This is a genomic window from Nannocystis bainbridge (assembly GCF_028368995.1).
Classification (GTDB): Bacteria; Myxococcota_A; Polyangia; order Nannocystales; family Nannocystaceae; genus Nannocystis; species Nannocystis bainbridge.
In genome coordinates this window covers 960474-979652 of record NZ_JAQNDL010000001.1, presented here as the reverse complement: position 1 = coordinate 979652, position 19179 = coordinate 960474, and the positions used below count along the sequence as shown (strand labels likewise).

General features: G+C 71.0%; 17 protein-coding genes. 10 read left to right on the top strand and 7 right to left on the bottom strand.

Annotation, left to right across the window (positions count from 1 at the left end; translation table 11 throughout):
* Window positions 1-33: 33 nt before the first annotated feature.
* Both POL25_RS03900 and POL25_RS03895 read right to left on the bottom strand, forming a co-directional pair.
* The gene (locus POL25_RS03900) at window positions 34-3618 is read right to left on the bottom strand and encodes an ABC transporter permease/M1 family aminopeptidase (RefSeq protein ID WP_272084468.1); all 3585 of its coding nucleotides are present in this window, start codon (window positions 3616-3618) and stop codon (window positions 34-36) included.
* The gene (locus POL25_RS03895; protein WP_272084467.1) at window positions 3615-4511 is read right to left on the bottom strand and encodes an ABC transporter ATP-binding protein; all 897 of its coding nucleotides are present in this window, start codon (window positions 4509-4511) and stop codon (window positions 3615-3617) included. Before POL25_RS03895 ends, POL25_RS03900 begins: the two co-directional genes overlap by 4 nt.
* A 147-nt stretch (window positions 4512-4658) precedes the next feature.
* Here POL25_RS03895 and POL25_RS03890 point away from each other — a divergent pair, with 147 nt between their 5' ends.
* Together POL25_RS03890 and POL25_RS03885 are read left to right on the top strand one after the other, a co-directional pair.
* Window positions 4659-4970, top strand: a complete 312-nt coding sequence (locus POL25_RS03890; protein ID WP_272084465.1) for a hypothetical protein — start codon at window positions 4659-4661, stop codon at window positions 4968-4970.
* A gap of 58 nt (window positions 4971-5028) precedes the next feature.
* A complete protein-coding gene (locus tag POL25_RS03885) occupies window positions 5029-6051 on the top strand; it encodes a hypothetical protein (protein ID WP_272084464.1) in 1023 nt (340 codons plus the stop codon).
* A gap of 80 nt (window positions 6052-6131) precedes the next feature.
* Here POL25_RS03885 and POL25_RS03880 read toward each other — a convergent pair whose 3' ends face one another.
* Both POL25_RS03880 and POL25_RS03875 read right to left on the bottom strand, forming a co-directional pair.
* Entirely contained in the window at window positions 6132-7787 is a 1656-nt protein-coding gene (locus POL25_RS03880) for a formate--tetrahydrofolate ligase (protein ID WP_272084463.1), read from the bottom strand.
* 180 nt (window positions 7788-7967) lie between these two features.
* On the bottom strand, window positions 7968-8609 hold the full coding sequence (locus POL25_RS03875; protein WP_272084462.1) for a YiiX/YebB-like N1pC/P60 family cysteine hydrolase: 642 nt from the start codon (window positions 8607-8609) through the stop codon (window positions 7968-7970).
* A 194-nt stretch (window positions 8610-8803) separates the two neighbouring features.
* Here POL25_RS03875 and POL25_RS03870 point away from each other — a divergent pair, with 194 nt between their 5' ends.
* The 5 genes from POL25_RS03870 (at window position 8804) to POL25_RS03850 (ending at window position 13517) form a co-directional block, all read left to right on the top strand.
* Window positions 8804-10819: an ATP-binding protein gene (locus POL25_RS03870; protein ID WP_272084461.1), complete on the top strand. Its 2016-nt coding sequence runs from the start codon at window positions 8804-8806 to the stop codon at window positions 10817-10819.
* Window positions 10816-11460, top strand: a complete 645-nt coding sequence (locus POL25_RS03865) for an ATP-binding protein (protein ID WP_272084460.1) — start codon at window positions 10816-10818, stop codon at window positions 11458-11460. Before POL25_RS03870 ends, POL25_RS03865 begins: the two co-directional genes overlap by 4 nt.
* Window positions 11460-12047, top strand: coding sequence for a SpoIIE family protein phosphatase (locus POL25_RS03860; RefSeq protein ID WP_272087232.1), 588 nt, complete (start codon window positions 11460-11462; stop codon window positions 12045-12047). Before POL25_RS03865 ends, POL25_RS03860 begins: the two co-directional genes overlap by 1 nt.
* 4 nt (window positions 12048-12051) lie before the next feature.
* On the top strand, window positions 12052-12504 hold the full coding sequence (locus POL25_RS03855) for an STAS domain-containing protein (protein ID WP_272084459.1): 453 nt from the start codon (window positions 12052-12054) through the stop codon (window positions 12502-12504).
* A 179-nt stretch (window positions 12505-12683) separates the two neighbouring features.
* Window positions 12684-13517, top strand: a complete 834-nt coding sequence (locus tag POL25_RS03850; protein WP_272084458.1) for an STAS domain-containing protein — start codon at window positions 12684-12686, stop codon at window positions 13515-13517.
* A gap of 255 nt (window positions 13518-13772) precedes the next feature.
* On the opposite strand, the gene POL25_RS03845 is transcribed toward POL25_RS03850, so the two are convergent.
* The gene (locus tag POL25_RS03845; protein ID WP_272084457.1) at window positions 13773-14210 is read right to left on the bottom strand and encodes an ATP-binding protein; all 438 of its coding nucleotides are present in this window, start codon (window positions 14208-14210) and stop codon (window positions 13773-13775) included.
* Between the two features lie 64 nt (window positions 14211-14274).
* On the opposite strand from POL25_RS03845, the gene POL25_RS03840 reads away from it, so the two are divergent.
* The gene (locus tag POL25_RS03840; protein WP_272084455.1) at window positions 14275-15048 is read left to right on the top strand and encodes an expansin EXLX1 family cellulose-binding protein; all 774 of its coding nucleotides are present in this window, start codon (window positions 14275-14277) and stop codon (window positions 15046-15048) included.
* A gap of 72 nt (window positions 15049-15120) precedes the next feature.
* Here the strand turns inward: POL25_RS03840 and POL25_RS03835 are convergent, their stop codons facing one another.
* Entirely contained in the window at window positions 15121-16254 is a 1134-nt protein-coding gene (locus tag POL25_RS03835) for a PAS domain-containing protein (protein WP_272084453.1), read from the bottom strand.
* A gap of 148 nt (window positions 16255-16402) precedes the next feature.
* Entirely contained in the window at window positions 16403-16963 is a 561-nt protein-coding gene (locus POL25_RS03830) for a helix-turn-helix domain-containing protein (RefSeq protein WP_272084452.1), read from the bottom strand.
* Window positions 16964-17084: 121 nt separating this feature from the next.
* Here POL25_RS03830 and POL25_RS03825 point away from each other — a divergent pair, with 121 nt between their 5' ends.
* Together POL25_RS03825 and POL25_RS03820 are read left to right on the top strand one after the other, a co-directional pair.
* Window positions 17085-17825: an SDR family NAD(P)-dependent oxidoreductase gene (locus tag POL25_RS03825; RefSeq protein ID WP_272084451.1), complete on the top strand. Its 741-nt coding sequence runs from the start codon at window positions 17085-17087 to the stop codon at window positions 17823-17825.
* A complete protein-coding gene (locus POL25_RS03820; protein WP_272084450.1) occupies window positions 17822-18967 on the top strand; it encodes an S-adenosylmethionine:tRNA ribosyltransferase-isomerase in 1146 nt (381 codons plus the stop codon). Before POL25_RS03825 ends, POL25_RS03820 begins: the two co-directional genes overlap by 4 nt.
* Window positions 18968-19179: the final 212 nt, after the last annotated feature.

The following is a 19179-nucleotide window of genomic DNA, read 5'->3' as shown; positions in this document are numbered from 1 at the left end:
CCGGCCCGTGCCGGCGCGAACGGGGCTCGCGGTTCACACGCCCATGCGGTTGTCCCGCGGGGCGCGGTCGATGAGCTTGTTGTAAGGATCGATGCCGACGCGCGCGGGCAGCTCGTCGACGACGACCTCGATCACGTTGTCGCCGCCGGTCAGCTTGCGGCGCTCGAAGAACAGCGGCTTGCCGAGGTCGATGTCGCCGGGGGCGGGGGCGGCGAACACGGCGACGTCGATGAAGTCGGCCACCGGCACCTCGGTCTCCTCGCCGAGCTCCGAGGCGCGCAGCTTGCGAGCGGAGACAGTGAAGCGGACCTTGTACTTGGCGCCCTCGGGGGTGACCTCGGCGGACACGACCTTGTTGTCGTAGAGCGTGATCGTCTCGAACATGTCCTCGATCACGTACTGATAGTCCGGCGGGGTGACCTCCTTGAGGATGGCGACCAGCTCCTTGGTGGTGGTGAAGGGCGCGCTCTGGAACGCGACCTGCTTGACGTAGCGGGCCAGGGCGGCGTTCAGGACGTCCTCGCCGATGTAGTCGGCCAGCGCGTACCACACCAGCGAACCCTTCTGGTAGTGGATGTACTGCTGGTTCTCGTTGCGCATCAGCGGCAGCTCTTTCTTCCGCTCGTTGCTGCGGCCGGCCAGGTAGCCCTTGAGCTCGTAGGCGAGGAACTTGTGCATCTTGTCCTTGCCGTACTCCTTCTCCAGGACCTTCAGCGCCGAGTACTGTGACAGCGACTCGGACAGCATGGTGGCGCCCTGGACGTTGGCGCCGATGACCTGGTGGGCCCACCACTGGTGCGCGACCTCGTGGGCGGTGACGTAGAACGGGTAGTCGATGTCCTCGGGGTCGCCGGGGCGGACGCGGGCGATGAAGCCGATCGCCTCGGAGTAGGGGATCGTGTTGGGGAACGACTGGGCGAAGCTGGCGTAGCGCGGGAACTCGAGGATCCGGACCTGACGGTGCTGGTACGGGCTGAAGTTGGCGGTGAAGTAGTCGAGCGACTTCTTGATCGCGTCGACCATGCGGTCGAGGTTGTACTCGTGGCCGGGGTGGTAGTAGATCTCGATGTCGACGTCCTTCCACTTGTCGCGCCGGACCTCGTAGCGGGCGGACAGGAAGGAGTAGAAGTTGAGGATCTTGCTGTCCATCGCGTAGGCGAAGCAGCGCCGGCCGTCCTCGGTCCACTCCTTCTGCAAGTAGCCGGGGGCGATGGCGATCTGGTCGGGGTCGGTGCACACGGTCCCGCGGAAATCGATCCAGTCGGAGTCGTGGCCGATGTACGTGTTGACCCGCGCGGCCTCGTCGTCGATCGAGGGCATGCGCTCGCGCTCGGGCAGGTCGTGCTGCTTGCGGTCGTCGTCGTTGTCGAGCTCGAGGCCGCGGTTGTAGCCGATGCTCGGGGCGATGCCGTCGCTCGACACGAAGCTGCCGTTGGCGACGATGGCGGTGTCACGACCGCGGTTGCCGAAGCCCTCGCGCTGGTCGGCGAACTCGAAGTGCAGGGTCATCTCGGCGCCGGGCGCGAGCGGCTCGGCCAGGCGGTGGATGATGTAGCGCAGGTGCTCGTCGTCGCGCTCGACCTCGGACGGGCGATCGAAGCGGAGCTCGCGGATCGTCAGCTGATCGCGCAGGGTCAGGTGGACGGTGGGAATGGCCACACCTGACTTGTTGGCCAGGCGCAGGGTGCCCTTGAAGACGCCGTGGCCGCGCGCGGGATCGAGGTCGACGCGCACGTCGGCGGCGACGATGCGCGGCTGCGGCAGCTTCTCGTATTGCTTGTACTCGCGCTCGTACCTCGCCTGCAGCTCCTCGTCGTCGTCCTGGTCACGGAAGCGGTTGAGGCCGTGGGTGTTGTGGCGGATGAAGGCGAACAGGCCGATGAAGACGGCCAGCAGGCCGCCGGTGACCGCGAGCCAGCGCGGGTTGATGCGCGCGCGAGCCAGGCGCAGGCGGGCCCGCAGGCCGTGGACCTGGCCGCGCACGAGGAACAGGCGGGCGACCGCCAGCATGAGGCCGGCGAAGGCGAAGTAGTAGGCCATGAACGACAGCCACGCGCCCATGCTCGGGCCGTAGCGGTTCATGTCGCTGTAGACGGGGTCGGGGAACTGGCTGTAGCGGAACAGGTTGTCGTGCACGCCCCAGTAGCTGAGGACCAGCGTCACCACGTAGTAGGCGATGATGAGGCCGTTGGCGACGAGCTTCTGGTCGACGACGACGTGGATGAAGAAGGCGAGCAGGGTGAGGAGGGTGATGCCGGGGAAGGCGACGCCGTAGATGAAGCCGAGGTAGACGTCGAGCTCGAAGTGGCCGTAGCCCTTGAGCGCCTGCACGGCGATGCCGGCGAGGATGAGCGCGCCGCACAGGGTCGCCTCGACGGCCAGGAGCGCGCCGACCTTGCTGAAGAACACCAGCGGGCTGTTGGTCGGCGTGGCGTCGAGCAGCTGGTCGCACTTGAGGCCGCGCTCGCGCCACACCAGCTCGCCGGCGTACAGCGCGGAGATGATGACGAAGAACAGGCCGGCGCCGGCGATGACCTCGACCATGGCGTAGGTCACCGGGTAGACGGTGGTGCCGTACATGAGGTCGGCGTAGAAGGCGTTGATGACGGTCATCAACACGGCGATGACGCCGAGGGCCAGGAAGGCGCGGTCGCGGACGATGCTGCGATAGTGGAGCCGCACGAGGGCGCCGACGCGGGCGAGGTCGGCGCGCGCGCCGGCGATCGGGGTGACGCGCGGGAGCACGGCCGGAGCCCGCACCGCAGGCATGTCGGCCTCGACCTCGCGCGCCTTGCCGGCCTTGCGCGTGCGCGTCGCGGCCTCCATGCGGAACATGCGGTAGGCGACGAGCAGGATGACGACGCCGAGGCCGACCCACAGCAGGCGGTTGAGCAGCAGCACGCCGTCGAGCGGCAGCAGCAGGCTGTTCTTCTCGGCGACGGTCCAGTAGCGGTTGACGAGGTTGGTGGCGTTGAAGCCGAACGGGTCGAGCAGCGCGGCCAGCCGCTCCTGCTCGATGTCGCTGATGATGTTGTTGGCGATCGAGTAGCCGATGAAGAGGACGACGCCCTGGATGTAGACGGCGACGAAGCTGCGGGTCAGCACGCCGACGGCGAAGAACAGGGCGCTGGCGAACAGGCCGGTCGGGACGACGTAGAGGAGGACCGGCCAGACGTAGGTGCCGAGCGGGACGGCGCCGATCTTTTCGGCGTCGAGCCAGGGCATGTGCGCGCCGAGCCACAGGCCGAAAGCGCTGCAGGCGAGCACGAGGACGGTGACGAGGTAGGAGCCGAGGAAGCGGCCGAACACGAAGGCCGGCTTGCGCAGGCGGGTGGTGAACAGCAGCTCGTGGGTCTTGAACTCGAAGTCGCGCAGCACCGCGGTGCCGGCGATCGCCGAGGTGAAGATGGTGCCGATCAGGGTGAAGACCATGACGGCGGTGCTGATCAGCCACGGGGCGTTGTTCAACACCTTGCCGCCGGCGCCGCCGAAGCGGACCACCTCGGTGGTCATGGCGAGGAAGCCGAACAGCGCCATGGCGAACGCGAACACGTAGGTGACCGGCCGCCGCAGGTGGTAGCGGACCTCGAAGCCGGCGAAGCTGAGCAGCTGGCTCATGCCGCCTCCGAGGCGGCGCCCTGGGCGGCGCCGGTGATGTGGTAGAAGTACACGTCCTCGAGGTCGGGCTCGACGGCCTCGAACTCGGGCCCGGGCGAGCCGTCGTGGAACACGTGAATGACGGGGCGCCCGGTGACGAGCCGGGTCGAGATGACGCGGAGCTTGCGCTGCATGTCCTCGAGCTCGGCCCGGGCGACGACGCGGCGCCAGATCTTGCCGCGCAGGCCCTCGATCACGGCCGCCGGCGCGCCGCTGAACTTGACCTCGCCGGCGGCGATGATGGCGAACTGACTGCACAGCTCGCGCACGTCCTCGACGATGTGGGTGCTGAGGATGACGACGACGTCGTCACCGATGTCGGCCAGCAGGTTGAGGAAGCGGTGGCGCTCGGTCGGGTCGAGGCCGGCGGTCGGCTCGTCGACGATGACGAGCTGCGGCTTGCCGAGCAACGCGATGGCGATGCCGAGCCGCTGCTTCATGCCGCCGGAGTAGCCGCCCACGGCGTTCTTGCGCGCGGCGGTGAGGTTGGTCTGCTCGAGCAGAGCGGCGCACTGGGCCTTGCGCTGCTTGGTGTCGACGATGCCCTTGAGGACCGCGAAGTGATCGAGGATCGCCTCGGCGCTGAGGTTGGGGTAGAGGCCGAACTCCTGCGGGAGGTAGCCGAGGACGCTGCGCAGGCGATCTTTTTGAGTGAGGACGTCGATGTCGCCGAAGCGCACGCTGCCGGCGTCGGGATCTTGCAACGTCGCAATTGTGCGCATGAGGCTCGATTTGCCGGCGCCGTTGGGCCCGAGCAGGCCGAACATGCCGGGCCCGATCGTGAGGTCGACTCCGCGCAAGGCACGGACACCGTTGGGATAGGTCTTCGAGAGGTTGCGGATCTGGAGCTGCATGCGCGGTCCTGGTCGTCGAGGGTAACCCCGATGCGGCTTGGAGCGGGCGCCAGAGCCGGCGGTTTCGCCCGCGCACGTGCGTTCTCGACCGGCGACAAGCCGGCAGCTATCGGCTAGGGTGCCCGGCGAATCAACGGAGGGTGGTAGATGCCAAAGGTCAATAAGCGCGATCTGGAGGAGCTGGGCTTCGTCAAGGCTACCGACGGGTACCTGTATCACTTCGGTGACTCGAGCAATAACACGCACCTGCACGTCGGGGCGTACGGGTCGGGCTACAAGCCGCTGGACATCAACTACCTGTCGGCCAAGTTCGCCGACGTGGGCATCGGCAACTTCGGCTACTCGGCCGTCACCAAGCAGTTCAAGACCTACCCGCTCGACGAGGTCAACGGCCACACCGAGGCAGTCGACGAGTTCCGCCGGGTCATCGACAAGCTCAATCGAATCCTGACGAACTAGCCGGCCGCTGGCTTGGGACGCGCCGGCGGCTGTGGTATCGTCGGCGTATCCCTGGCTTATGCGACGCGGCCTCCGTTCCGTCCTGACCTGCGGGCTCGTGCTCGCGGGTTGCAACGAACACCGGTTCGGCTTCTTCCCCGGCACCGAGAGCGACGGCGATACGTTCGACCCGTCGACCGAATCGGAGACCGCCGGGCCGACGCTGAGCCCGACGACGCTGAGCCCGACGACGGTCAGCCCGACGACGGTCAGCCCGACGACGGTCCAGCCGACGATCACGTCGGACACCGAGACGACGATCACGAGCGATCCCACGATCACCGCCACGGTGACGACCGAGGGGCCGAACGAGTGCGGCAGCATCGTCCTGCCGGCGACGGTGCCGATCCATCAGGTCGACTCGCTGCAGGCCAAGGGCGATGACTTCTCGCTCAGCTGCGGCGGGGTCGGCGGGACCGATCTCGAGGTGGTGTGGACGGCGCCGGTCACGGGTCGGTTCCAGTTCGACACCATGGGCTCGAGCTTCGACTCGCTCATCGCCGTGCTCGACGGGGTCTGCTTCGGCAACGAGCTGGCCTGCGACGACGACGGCGGCGGCAGCCTGACCTCGAAGGTCGAGGTCGACCTGGTCGTCGGCCAGACGGTGACGCTGGTGATCGACAGCTTCGGCCAGAGCAGCGCCGACGTGGTCTACAACATCACCCAGGTGCCGGTGGTCGACGAGTGCCCCGATACGGTGTTCGACCCGTTCGTGCCGCTGACGATCGACGGCCAGACGGCCGGGGCGACCAACGTGCGCGGCGGCAGCTGCAACGGCTTCGAGTCGCCGGAGATCGAGGCGCAGTGGACGGCGCCGTTCGACGGGGTGTTCGTGTTCGAGGTGATCGACGCCGACTTCGACCCGGTGCTGTACCTGCTCGACGGGTCGTGCCAGGGCAGCGAGATGGCCTGCAACGACGACTCCAACGGGCTGCTGCCGGCGACGGCGGTGTTCCTGCTCGGCGGCCAGCCGGTGATCGTGGTGGTCGACGGGGTCGGCGGGCAGGCCGGCAAGTTCGTGCTGTCGATCCACGAGGGCTGAAGCCGCCTGTCCGCGGGGACATGTCCCCGCGAACATGGCGCTGAGGGCATGCCCTGGAGAGCATGCCCTTAGGGACAGGTCTAGAGTCCGATGGCGGCGCCGGTGGCGGGGTCGAGGTCCATGTCGACGGCGTTGGGGCGGGCGCCCAGGGCCGGCAAGGTGGTGAGCTCGCCGGTCAGCACGGTGGCGAAGCCGGCGCCGGCGCGGACCAGGATGTCGCGCACCGGCAGGACGAACGGCTTCGGCAGGCCGCCGTCGGCCGGGTCGTGGGTGGTGGCGAGGTGGGTCTTGGCGACGCACAGCTGCAGCTCGCCGAGGCCCCACTTCTCGAGCTGGGCCAGGCGCGTGCGGGCGGCGGGGGCCAGCTCGATGCCGGTGGCGCCGTAGACGTTTTTGGCCAGGCTCTCGAGCCGGGCGGCGAGCGGACCTGTGCCTTCGTACTGGTAGCGCAGGTCGGTGGGGCGGGCGGCCTTGACGACGGCGCGCGCCAGATCCTCGGCCCCGGCGCCGCCGTCGGCGAAGCCGGTGTGCACGGCGAAGCCGGCCCCGAACTCGCGGGCGATGCCCTCGACGACCGCGATCTCGGCGTCCGTGTCGGTCGGGAAGCGGTTGAGCGCGACGACCACCGGCGGGCCGAAATTGGTGGCGATCCGCAGGTGATGCCGCAGGTTGGCGGCGCCCTTCTCGACGGCGCTCACGTCCTCGGTGAGCACGGCCTGGTCGAGCGGCTTGCCGAGCACGGCCTTGGCCAGGCCGGCGTGGACCTTGAGCGCGCGCACGGTGCAGACGACGACGACGCAGGCGGGCCGCAGGTTGCCGAGGCGGGCTTTGATGTGGACGAACTTCTCGAGTCCGAGGTCGCTGCCGAAGCCGCACTCGGTGACGACCCATGGCGAGCGCGTGAGGGCCCAGCGGGTGGCGATCAGGCTGCTGTTGCCGTGGGCGATGTTGGCGAACGGGCCGGCGTGCAGCAGCACGGGCGTGCCCTCGCTGGTGCGCGCGAGGGTGGGGTAGAGGGCGTCGCGCAGGAGCACGCTCATGGCCCCGGCCGCGCCGAGCTGCTCGGCCCGCACCGGCGCGCCGCCCTGGTCGGGCCCGAGGACGATGTTGCCGAGGCGCTTGCGGAGGTCGCCGCGATCGCGGGCGAGGGCGAGGATCGCCATGACCTCGCTGGCCTCGTTGATCTCGAAGAAGGACTCGCGCGGGACGCCGTTGAGCGGGCCGCCCAGGCCGGTGATGACCTTGCGCAGGCTGCCGTCGTTGACGGGAGTGACCCGCGAGAAGGCGATGCGTGCCGGGTCGACCTTGAGCGGGTTGCCGTGGCGCAGATGCGCGTCGAGCATGGCGGCGAGCAGGTTGTGCGCGGCGCCGACGGCCTGGCCGTCGCCGGTGCCGCCGAGGTTGATGCGATCGGCGGGCACGACCTGCGCCTTGCCGCCGCCGGCGCCGCCGCCCTTGGCCCCGAACACCGGGCCGAGCGAGGGCTGACGCAGGCACGCGAGCGCGGGCTCGCCGATCCGCGACAGGCCCATGCCGAGCGAGATCGAGGTGACGGTCTTGCCCTCGCCGAGCGGCGTCGGGGTGACGGCGGAGACGACCACGAGGTTGCCGTGCGCCGAGCCCTCGCCGGCGGCGACGGTGTCGATCTTGGCGAAGTCGTGGCCATAGGGGACGTAGGCGCGGTTCTCGGGGTCGATGCCGAGATCGCGGGCGAGGTCGACGAGGCGGCGGGACATCGTCGGATGGTGCCACACGGGCCGTGATGCGGCGCCGCGCGGGCCGAGGGCGAGTGCGGCGGGTCGCCGGAGCGGTGTTCGCGGAGCGGCGGAGCTTCGCCGCCGTCGCCGAGCCGTGCGGGGCAGCCGTCGGCGCGGCGCGCGGCCGCACGCCGCGGTGATGAGATCTCTCGTGATGCTTCAGCGAGGTCGGAGAAGGTAGCTGGTGCCGACGATCCGCAAGCGAGGGTCGGCCGCCAGGCTTTCCGGCGTGACGACCGGGACTGCTGCGAGCGCCGGCCGACACGCGGCGAGCGAGGGCGCGCCGCGGCAGGCCGGGTGCGCTCGCCAGCGACGCTTCAGCAGTCGGCGCGTGGCCGGGTCGTCGAGTGCGAGATCCCCCAGAGGGCGCCACGTACCCACCGCGACGTCGACGGCGGCGTAGGCGAGCGTCACCAGTTCGCTACAGTAGAGGGCGTCGTCACCTGGCGTAAAGGACAGGTCATAAGGGCGCCCGAGGTAGCTGGTGGCGGCGGCCACCACGGCGGCGCGCGCGGCCGCGTCGAGCCCGGGGTGGCGCACCGCGGTGGCCTTGCCGCCGGCGCCCCGGGCCAGCCACTCGGACAGCGGGGTCCGGCGGGTCGGGCCGACGGCCTCGATCACGAAGGCGTCGTCGCCAATGCGGTCGACGATGCCGACGTGGGTGTAGGGGCTGGCGGTGGCGGCGGCGACGGCGACGGCCTGCGCGCTGCGCGAGGTGTGGAGCAGGATGTCGCCGTCACGCAGCGCGGCGGCGTCGAGCTCCGGGACCGCGAGCAGGCGGGTGAGCAGGGCGAGCCACACGCACATGACGGTAGCAGGGCGGGGAATCGCTGCGCCGTCCCGGACGCGGACCGCGAGGTCGCGGCGAAGCCGGGGAGGTCCCGAAGCCGCGGTCGAGGAAGGACGATGTGCGCTGCGCTCGCCGGTGGGTCGGAGAACGTGCGCGAAAAAGGATCCCACACGGGGGATGCGTCCCCCCTTACAATCCAAGCCTCGTGTCTGACGGCGACACCCAGCGCGCGGCGCGTGGCGAGGAGACGGCGATGTTCGGGGAGCGAGAGCGGGCCTTCGCCAGTTCGAGCTACGCGCGGCTGTTCGCCGCCAGCGACGCGCTGATCTTCGAGCTCGACCGCGAGGGTCGGTTCGCCGCGGTCAACCTCGCGACCGCGCTGGCGCTGGGCCAGCAGCAGGAGCAATTGCTCGGCGCGCGCCTCCTCGATCACGTGCACGTCGACGATCGCGGCGCGGTCGAGGTTGGCCTTTCGAACATGTTCGAAAAGCCAGGCGACGTCCATGCCCTGCGGACCCGCTTCGTCCACCGCGAGGGCCGGACGGTCACGCTGGCGTGGCAGGCGGTGGTCGACGCCGCGGCGGGGCGGGCCTGCGCGATGGCCTCGGACGCCGGCGGGCGCGAGCTGGCGGAGCGGGCCTTCGAGCGCGAGCACGCGGCCGCGGCCAAGGCGATCGCCGAGAGCGAGGCGCGGCTCGGGGCGCTGTGCGACCACATCCCGGCGATCGTCTATCTCAAGGACGAGAGCGGGGCGTACCTCTTCATCAACCGCTTCTTCGAGGCGCTGCTCGGGCGCCGGCGCGAGGAGGTGCTCGGCCGCACCGACCGCGACGTGCTGCCGGCGGCGGCGATCGAGGCGTTCTCCCGCGGCGAGACGCAGGTGCGCCAGCGCGGGGCGACGGTCGAGGTCGAAGAGGTGCTGCACGGCCTCGGCGACGGGGCGCGCACGTTCTACTCGGTGCGGTTCCCGCTGCGCGCGAGCGACGGCAAGATCGCGGCGATCTGCGGGGTGTCGACCGACATCAGCGGCCGCAAGTCGGCCGAGGCGCAGCTCGTCGAGCTCAACGGGTCGCTCGAGCGCCGCGTCGCCGAGCGCACCGCGGCGGCCGAGGACGCCTCGCGGGCCAAGAGCGAGTTCCTGGCGCGCATGAGCCACGAGCTGCGCACGCCGCTCAACGCGATCCTCGGCTACAGCGAGCTGCTCGAGGACGAGATGCGCGAGCGCGGCACGCAGACGTGGCTGGCCGACCTGCTGCGCATCCGCGCTGCCGGCAAGCACCTGCTCAGCCTGATCAACGACATCCTCGACATCTCCAAGATCGAGGCCGGCAAGATGCTGGTCCACATCGAGGAGTTCACGGTCGCGGGGATGATCGACGAGGTGGTGGCGACCAGCCGCCCGTTGATCGAGAAGAACCGCAACACGTTCCGCCTCGAGATCAGCCCCAGCGTCGGGTCGATGCGCTCGGATCCGCTGAAGATCCGGCAGTGCCTGCTGAACCTGCTGAGCAACGCCGGCAAGTTCACCAACAGCGGCCAGGTCGAGTTCAGCGTCGGGCGTCAGATCGTCAACGGCCGCGCGTGGGTGCTGTTCCGCGTGTCCGACACCGGCATCGGCATCGCCCAGGACAACATCGGCCAGCTGTTCCGCGAGTTCTATCAGGTCGACTCGTCGTCGACGCGCCGCTACGGCGGCACCGGCCTCGGCCTGGTGATCACGCAGCGGCTGTGCCACATGCTCGGCGGCGACATCCGCGTCAGCAGCCGCCCCGGTCAGGGCTCGCAGTTCACGCTCGAGCTGCCGGCGGTGCACATCGAGGCCGGCGGCTCCGAGGTCGCGCTCGAGCTCGACGTGCTCAGCGAGAAGGACGTGGCCCGCGCCCGCGTGGCCGCCCGCGAGCTGTGCCAGAAGCTCGGCGCGCGCCCGCTGTCGCTGCAGAAGATCGCCACCATCATCAGCGAGCTGGCGCGCAACATGGTGCTCTACGCGGGCGGAGGCAAGGTCGTGGTCGGATCGGTGGGCGCCGAGCGCAAGTGCGTGTTCATCCGCGCCGTCGACGAGGGCTCCGGCATCCCGGATGTCGACGCGATCCTCGCCGGGCGCAAGGTCAGCCGCAACGGCCGCGGCCTCGGCCTCATCGGCACCAAACGTCTGGCTGACGGGTTCCGGCTGCACACCGGCCCGACGGGCACCTGGATCGAGGCGGAGGTCAACCTGTGACCGATCTGCGAGGCAAACCACCAGGCGCTCCCGGCCTGGACGACGCCGCGCTGGTGTCGGTGCTGGCGCGCTTCGTCGGCACGGCGCGGGCCCAGGGCATCCTGCTGCGCGCGCGCTCCGAGCTGCGCGGGCGGCCGGCGACCGACAGCCAGCTGATCGCGCGGCTGGTCGAGGGCGTGCGCTCGTTCGTCGGCGAGAACGAGTCGCGCAGAGCGTTCGCCGAGCTGACGCGGGCCGCCTCGCCCAAGACGATCGAGGCGATCGAGATCGAAGTGAAGATCGAGGCGGACATCGCCCGCGCTCGCCTGGCCGCGCGCGACATCTGCATGGCGCTCGGGACCTCGGCGTTGATCCTGCAGAAGCTGGCCACCGTGGTCAGCGAGCTGGCGCGCAACCAGGTGCTCTACGCCGGCGGCGGCAGGCTTGTCATCAAGCCGTGCCCGGGCGGCCGCCGCTGCATGCACGTGATCGGCAGCGACAAGGGCGGCGGCATCAAGAACCTGCCGGAGATCATGTCCGGCAAATACAAGAGCCGCAGCGGGCTCGGGCTCGGGATCCTCGGGACCAAGCGGCTGTCGGACAAGTTCGAGATCGAGACCGGACCTACGGGCACCCGGATCGAGGTCGAGGTGAACTATTGATGTGGAAGACCGCCCAGCGGACGAGCCCGAAGACGGGCGAGCGCGAGAACGGCGACGCCGTGCTCGTCCGTCGCGGCCCCGAGGCGATCATGCTGGCCGTGATCGACGGCCTCGGTCACGGGCGCCTGGCGGCGCTGGCGGCCCACGCGGCGATCGACTGCTTGAACCGCCTGCCGGTCACCGTCGACCTCGACGAGGCGATGCGGGCGGTGCACGAGGCGCTCCGCGGCACCCGCGGCGCGGCGGCGGCGGTGTGCCAGCTCGGCGTGACCCCGACGACCAACCCCGCCACCGTGTCGTTCGTCGGCTGCGGGGTCGGCAACGTCGAGATCCGCTGCTTCGGCGCCAAGCTGCCGATCTTGCTCAGCCCCGGGGTGCTCGGCGCGCGCGTGCAGAGCTTCCGGATCTGCCGCGGCGAGCTGCCGGCGGGCGCGCGGCTGGTCCTGTTCTCCGACGGCATCTCGCAGCGGACGCCGCTCGACTCGCTGCGGCACCTCGACCCTGAACCTTTGTGCGACACCCTGATGCGCGAGCACCGAAAACCGGACGACGACGCCAGCGTGCTCGTTTGCGACACCGAGGCTTGAGGCCATGAAGACCTTCGAGAACCGCATCCCCGTCATTCAGCTCTGGCAGCGCATCGTCGTCCCCTTGCAAGGCGACGTGACCGACGAGACCGCCGCGTTCCTGGTCGACGACGTGCTGCGGACGATCCGCGACACCTCGGCGGCCGGGCTCGTCATCGACGTCACGGGCATGTGGACGATGGACAGCCACCTCTGCCACGTGATCGCCAACCTGGCCGCCGCGGCCCGGTTGATGGGCACGCCGACGGTCATCTGCGGCATGAGTGCGCCGATCGCCATGACGCTGCAGACCATGGGCGCCGACTTCCGCCTGGCCCAGACGGCGCTGACCCTCGAGGACGCGCTCGAGCGCCTCGGTGTCAGCGCGGTCGTCAGCGAGCTCGAGCCCGACGACTACGACGACGCGACCCCCGAGACCATCACGAGCGCGGCGTCTTTCGCCAAGTCCGCCGACTGACCGGCGGCGTATCCCTCTCGCCCTCGCCATGACCGCCCGCTACCCGCACAACTCCGTCGTCGTCAGCCACGCGCGGGGCGTCTCTCAACCGGGCCCTTCGGGCCTCTATCGCCGCGCCGCCGGGCGCCGCGCCTCGCGGGCCGTCCGCGACGATGTCGAATGTCCAAGGAGCTGAGCCGATGAGCGCCGAGCCACAGTCCAACATTGCGTCCTTCAAGGCGATGTTCGCCGGCCTCGCGGATTTTGCGGCGCTGGTCGATCCGAACGGGGCGGTGCTGCACGTCAACGCCGCGGGGCTGCGCCTGGTCGACCGCGCGTCCGACGAGCTCCAGGGCCACAGGATCGACCAGCTGAGCCCGCACGCGGCCCAGCTGATCGGTGAGTGGATCCCGACCGCCATCGCCCAGGGCCAGTGGGAGGGCGAGGGCGAGCTGCGGCGCAACGACGGCTCCTCGGTGCCGGTGCAGCTGACGATCGTCCCGATCCGCGACGACGGTCGCGTCAGCGCGGCGGCGATCGTCGCCCGCGACCTCAGCGAGGGCCTGCGGCTCGAGGAGGAGCTGCAGCGGCGGTTCCTGCAACAAGAGGCGATCACGGCCGCGACCTCGACGCCCATCATTCAGGTGTGGGACGACATCGTCACCATGCCGGTGGTCGGCCTGGTCGACAGCGTGCGCGCGGCCGACATGAAGAACACCCTGCTCGAGGCGGTGTCCCGCACCGGGGCGCGCTTCGCCATCGTCGACCTCACCGGCGTCGACACCGTCGACACCGCCACCGCCGACCACCTGCTCCGCGTGATGCGGGCGGTCCGCCTGCTCGGGGCCCGCTGCGTCATCACCGGCATCCAGCCCGCGGTCGCCCAGATCATCGTCGGCCTCGGGCTCGAGCTGCAGGGCGTGGTCACGCTCCGCAGCCTGCGCGAGGGCCTGCGCTTCTGCCTGCGCCGCCTCGGCTTCCGCGTCACCCGCGAGGAGCAAGTCCTCGACCTCGCCGCGATCGCGGCGTCCTGAGCCGCCCGCGGGCGGACCCCGGCGAGCGCGCGACGGCCTCCGTCGCGCGCTCGGTCGCTTTCTGAAGCGGCGCCCTGTTGGCGCGCTTGGTCGTCACGGATGCGCGGCGGTCTTCGGTCGGGCGCTCGGTCCCTCGCCGCGCGGCGAGCTCGCCCGGGCGCGTGGTGATTCGGACGCGTCGTGTACTTCAGGACATGCTCTGAAGGGCATGTCGATGAGGTCATGTCCTCGAGGACATGACCCTTTGGACATGTCTCACAGCCGGCCCGGGCGCACCAGGTAGCGGGTGGCGACGATGCGTTTGCCCCGGGGCAAGGCCTCCTGGACCAGGCGGTCGCTGAGGCGGAGCGCCGCTCCGAGGCCGCTGCCGAGGCCGCGCCGGCGCATCCGCTCCTCCGGCGGGATGGGCCCGTTCGCGGTGTGGCCGTCGAGCATCGCGGTCTCGAGGTCGGCGATCGGCGGGCTGCCGTCGATCGCGGCGACGACGATCGCCGGGCCGTGCGGGCCGTTCGTCATCGCCAGATCGATCTCACCGCCGCCTGCGTGGCGCACCAGGTTCCACGCCAGCTCCGAGGTGACGAGCGCGACCTCCTGCGCCGCCAGCCGCGGGAACCCCTCCTGCAGCGCGAGCCGTTCGGCGGCCACGCGGGCACCGACGACATCGGCCTCGGTAGTCACGCGGTAACGACCCACGGCCTCGATGGTATCACCGTTCGCCAGCGTTGACAGGGTGGTCGGCGCGTGGCCTGCTGGTGGCATGAGCGGAGCTCGCGGCATATGGGTGGCGGTGTCGGTGTGTCTGGCGTGCGGCGGCAGCGACCGCGCCGACACGGACGCAGACAGCGATCCGGGCGCCGCCAGCAGCGACGGCGAGGGCACGGACGCAGACAGCGATCCGGGCGCCGCGAGCGGGGGCGGCGAGGTGTGCGAGGGCGAGGTCCACACCGGCGAGGCGACCTATTATGCGGCGGACGGCAGCGGCAATTGCAGCTTCGCCGCGGACCCCGGCGAGCCGATGGTGGCGGCGATGAACATCGTCGATTACGCGGACTCGGCGGCGTGCGGCGCGTGTGTTGCGATCGACGGACCGGACGGATCGATCATTGTCCGTATTGTGGACAGTTGTCCGGGATGTCCGCAGGGCGACATCGATCTGAGCGAGGCTGCATTCCCCATGATCGCCGCCAAGGAGCTCGGCCGTGTGCCGATCTCCTGGGGCTTCGTGTCGTGCGCGACCAGCGGCCCGATCGTCTACCACTTCAAGGAGGGCAGCAACCAGTGGTGGACGGCCGTGCAGGTCCGCGGGCACAAAAACCCGATCGCCGCCTTCGAATACAAGGACGGCGAGGGCGCGTGGCAGGCGGTGCCGCGGCTCGACTACAACTATTTCGTCGCTGAGGCGGGCATGGGCCCGGGGCCGTACGCGTTTCGCGTCACCGACACTGAGAACAATGTCCTCGAGGACATGGACATCCCGTTCGTCGAGGCCGGCGACGCCGCGGGCGCGGGGCAGTTCCCGGCGTGCGAGTGAGCGGGCCGATCGAGCTGTCCGAAGGGACAGACGCGCCCGCGTGACGCAGATGTCCGGAGGGACAGGCGCCGATCAGACGCCCTTGGCCTGCGCGGCCGCCCGCTTGCGGCTGAGCTGGCCGATGCAGTACTGCAGGGCGTCGCGCAGCTTGGCGTGCACGGTCACGCGGGTGAGGTCGACGCCGAGCGCGACGATCGTCTGGGCGATGAGCGGGTGGATGCCGGTCAGGATGCCTTCGGCGCCGAGCAGGCGGATCGCCTGGATCATGCCGATCAGGTGGCTGGCGGTGCCGGTGTCGACGACCTCGACGCCGGTGAGGTCGAGGATGGCGAAGCGGGCCCGCGTGCGCGCGACCTGCTGCAGCAGGTTGTCCATGATCTCGGCGGTGCGGACGCTGTCGATGAGGCCGACGATCGGCAGGGTGATCACGCCGTCCCACACCTCGATGATCGGGGTCGAGAGCTCGCGGATGACCTCCTGTTGCCGCTCGATCAGCTCGAGCTTGGCCCGCAGCTCGATCTCGTTGCGCTTGGTGTCGGTGACGTCGAGCGAGAGGCCGACCACCGCCACCTCCGTGCCGTCCTTGACCGGGATGTACCAGTGCATCCAGTGGATGCCGTAGGTCTCGGACTGGAGGCCGAGGTGCTGTTGGCCGGCCAGCGCCTGCCGGACCTCGTCGAGGCCCGACTCGCTGGCGTAGACGTCGAAGATGCTGGCGCCGACGAACTGGTGCGGCGTAAGCCCGGTGGCCCGCATCGCCTTGCCGTCCTGGAACAGGAACACGCCGCGCGAGTCGAGCGCCCAGCCGCTGATGTCGAGGGTGTCGAGCAGGTTGGCCAGGATGGTCCGCTCGAGCTGGCCGCGGCGCGCGTCGGTCTCCCGGGCGGTGACGTCGTGGCCGTAGATGGTGACGCCGGTGACCGGGCCGTCGCCGTCGCGGTCGACCTGCCACCACGTCTCGAACGCGAGCTCGCGCCCGCCGACGGCGATCGTGCGCACCTCGGTCGCCTCGCTGTCGCGCGTCAGCGCGGCGGTCCAGGCCGTGGACTGGCCGGCGACCGGCAGCAGCTCGGCGATCGACTTGCCCTCGGCCTCGGCCGCGGACGCCCCGAACAGCTGCTCTGCGCGCCGGTTCCAGCCGGTGACGCGGAGCGCCGCGTCCAACTCGATGACGACGTGGGGGGCCCGGCTGCTGCGCTCGTCCATGGAGCGCCAGGATACCGAGTTCGCGGGGGTGAAAGCACGCATCCGCGAAGGCGGGCAAGCCGCGAGCCGTACATGTCGGTGCATCGGCCCGGATGGTATTTGGGACATGGCCTCGGGGACAGGTGGCGAGGCGCGCGCCCCGTCGCCGTCAGCCGGCCGGCGGCGCGAGGGTGATGACGCTGTAGGCGATCGCGGACGCGCCGCCGGCGTTGCGGTAGCCGTGGGGCTGGTCGCCGCGGAACACCACGACGTCGCCGGGCCCGAGCTTCCACACCCGCCCGGATTCGCTGAGCTCGATCTCGCCGCGCTCGCAGGTCAGGTACTCGCGCGTGCCCGGGGTGTGCGGGATGCCGGACATGCTGGCGCCGGCCGGCAGCTCCATGCGCTCGAGCTCGAGGCCGACGATCGGCTCGGGCAGCAGCCGGCGCACCCGCACCTTGCCGCGCTGGCGGGTCGGCAAGGTCGCGGCGGCGTAGAACTTCGAGGTCGTGCGCGGGGGGCTGATCAGCTCCTCGAGCGAGACCTGCAGCGCGGCGGCGACCTTGATCAGGACCGCGAGCGTGGGGTTGGCGGCGCCGCTCTCGAGGTTGGCCCAGGTCGGCCGCGGCAGGCCGGCGACCCTGGCGATCTGCTGCTGCGTCAGCCCGCGAGCCTCGCGGAGCTGGCGGACGTTGTTGCCGAGGTGCATCGGGACGGTGTCGTCGTCCATGCCGCGACTGTGACCGGGTCGGCCCGGTCGGCGCAATAACCTCGTGACAAGGAAATAGCAGCCGGGTTGGTAAATCGTCCGGGCGACGCCAGGCTGAGGACAACCCAAAGGAGCTGTTCTCATGACCATGAACCTCGATTTTGCAGGCACCGCGGCGCTCGTCACCGGGGCGAGCCGCGGCCTCGGCCTGGCCCTCGCGCGCGAACTCGGCCGGCGGGGCGCCCGGGTGGCGATGGTGGCCCGCGACGCGGCGGCGCTGACGGCCGCGGTCGCCGGGCTGCGGGCGGACGGCGTCGTCGCCGAGGCGATCGTCGGCGATGTCGGCGACAAGCGGGCGATCCACCCGATCGCCCACCAGGCGGCGGCGCTGCTCGGGCCCGTCGATCTGCTGATCCACAACGCCAGCACGCTCGGGCCGACGCCGCTGCGGCTGCTGCTCGACACCGAGTGCGAGGAATTCGAGCGCGCGCTGCAGGTCAACCTGCTCGGGCCGTTCCGCCTGAGCAAGGCGATCGCCGGGGCGATGGCGCTGCGCGGACGCGGCACGATCGTGCACGTGTCGTCGGACGCGGCGGTCGAGGCCTACCCGCGCTGGGGCGCGTACGGGGCGAGCAAGGCGGCGCTCGATCACCTGAGCCGGACCTGGGCGGCCGAGCTCGCGGGCACCGGCGTGCGCGTGCTGGCGGTCGACCCGGGCGAGATGGACACGCAGATGCATGCCGATGCGGTCCCCGAGGCCGATCGCGCCAGCCTGGCCGACCCGGCCGCGGTCGCGCGGGCGATCGCGGCGATCGTGAAGGACGCCGCGGTCGGCTCGGGCGACCGCGTGCGCGCCGAGGGCTGGCAAGGAGGCGGGCGATGAACCCCGCGACCGCTCCCCGCGACGACCGGGCCGGGGCCCGGCTGCTGCTGCTCGACCCGCGCACGGGCGCCCATGTCGACGCCCGCGTGCGCGACCTGCCGCGCTGGCTCGGGGCCGGCGACCTGCTGATCGTCAACGACGCGGCGACGCTGCCGGCGTCGCTGCGCGCCCGCGCCTGGCGAAAAGAACATGTCTCCGGGGACATGTCAAATGCGGAACTCGACGACGGCGCGGGCTCTCGCGGGTGGCCAAAACGACATGTCTCGGAGGACATGTTGTCGGCGGACCTCGAGGTGCGCTTGACGGGCGTCGGCGGGGCGACCTGGCGGGCCGCGCTGCTCGGGGCCGGCGACTGGCGCACGCCGACCGAGCGGCGCCCGCCGCCGCCTGCGCTGCGGGTCGGCGATCGGCTGGTGTTCAGCGAGGCGCTGACGGCCGCGGTCGTGGGCGTGTCGCCGGTGTCGCCGCGGCTGTGCGAGCTCCGCTTCGACCGCGAAGGCGCGGCGCTGTGGGCCGCGCTGTACCGCCTGGGTCGACCGGTCCAGTACGCCCACGTGCGCGAGCCGCTGGCGCTGTGGTCGGTGCAGACGGTGTTCGCGGCGCGGCCGTGGGCGGCGGAGATGCCGTCGGCGGGCCGGCCGCTCGACTGGGACACGCTGCTGGCGCTGCGCCGCGCGGGCGTCGAGATCGCAGCGGTGACCCACGCGGCCGGGCTGTCGTCGACCGGCGACCCCGAGCTCGACGCGGCGCTGCCCCTGGCCGAGCGCTTCGAGGTGCCGGCGGCCACCGTCGCCGCGATCGCTCGCGTCCGCGCCGGCGGCGGGCGGGTGATCGCCGTCGGGACCACGGTGGTGCGCGCGCTCGAGGGCAGCGTGCGCCGCTTCGGCGGGCTGCAGGCCGGCAGCGGCGAGACCGACCTGGTCCTCGGGCCAGGTTTCGTCCCGCGCGTGGTCGACGGCATCGTCACCGGGATGCACGGGCCGGGCGAGAGTCACTTCGCCCTGCTGCAGGCGTTCGCCGGCGAGGCCGCGCTGCGGGCCGCGTTCGAGCACGCGATCGGGGCCGGCTACCTGGCCCACGAGTTCGGCGACGCGGCGCTGATCGTGCCGGGCCTGCTGCCCCCGGTCGCGCGGGCGGCCTGACGAAGGCGAGTTCACATGTCTTTCGGGACATGTCACGAGGAACGGCGATCGCTCGCCGCGGACCGCGGCTCGGCTCGCTCGTCGGGGTGATGGATCATGTTCTTGAGGCCAGCCTGTCACACCCGCGTCGCGCGGCCGTGGTGCAGCGAGCGGGGGCGCGGGAGGGGTTGACGGGCTGGCGCCGGGGCGGTACGCAGGAGCGAACTCGCGCA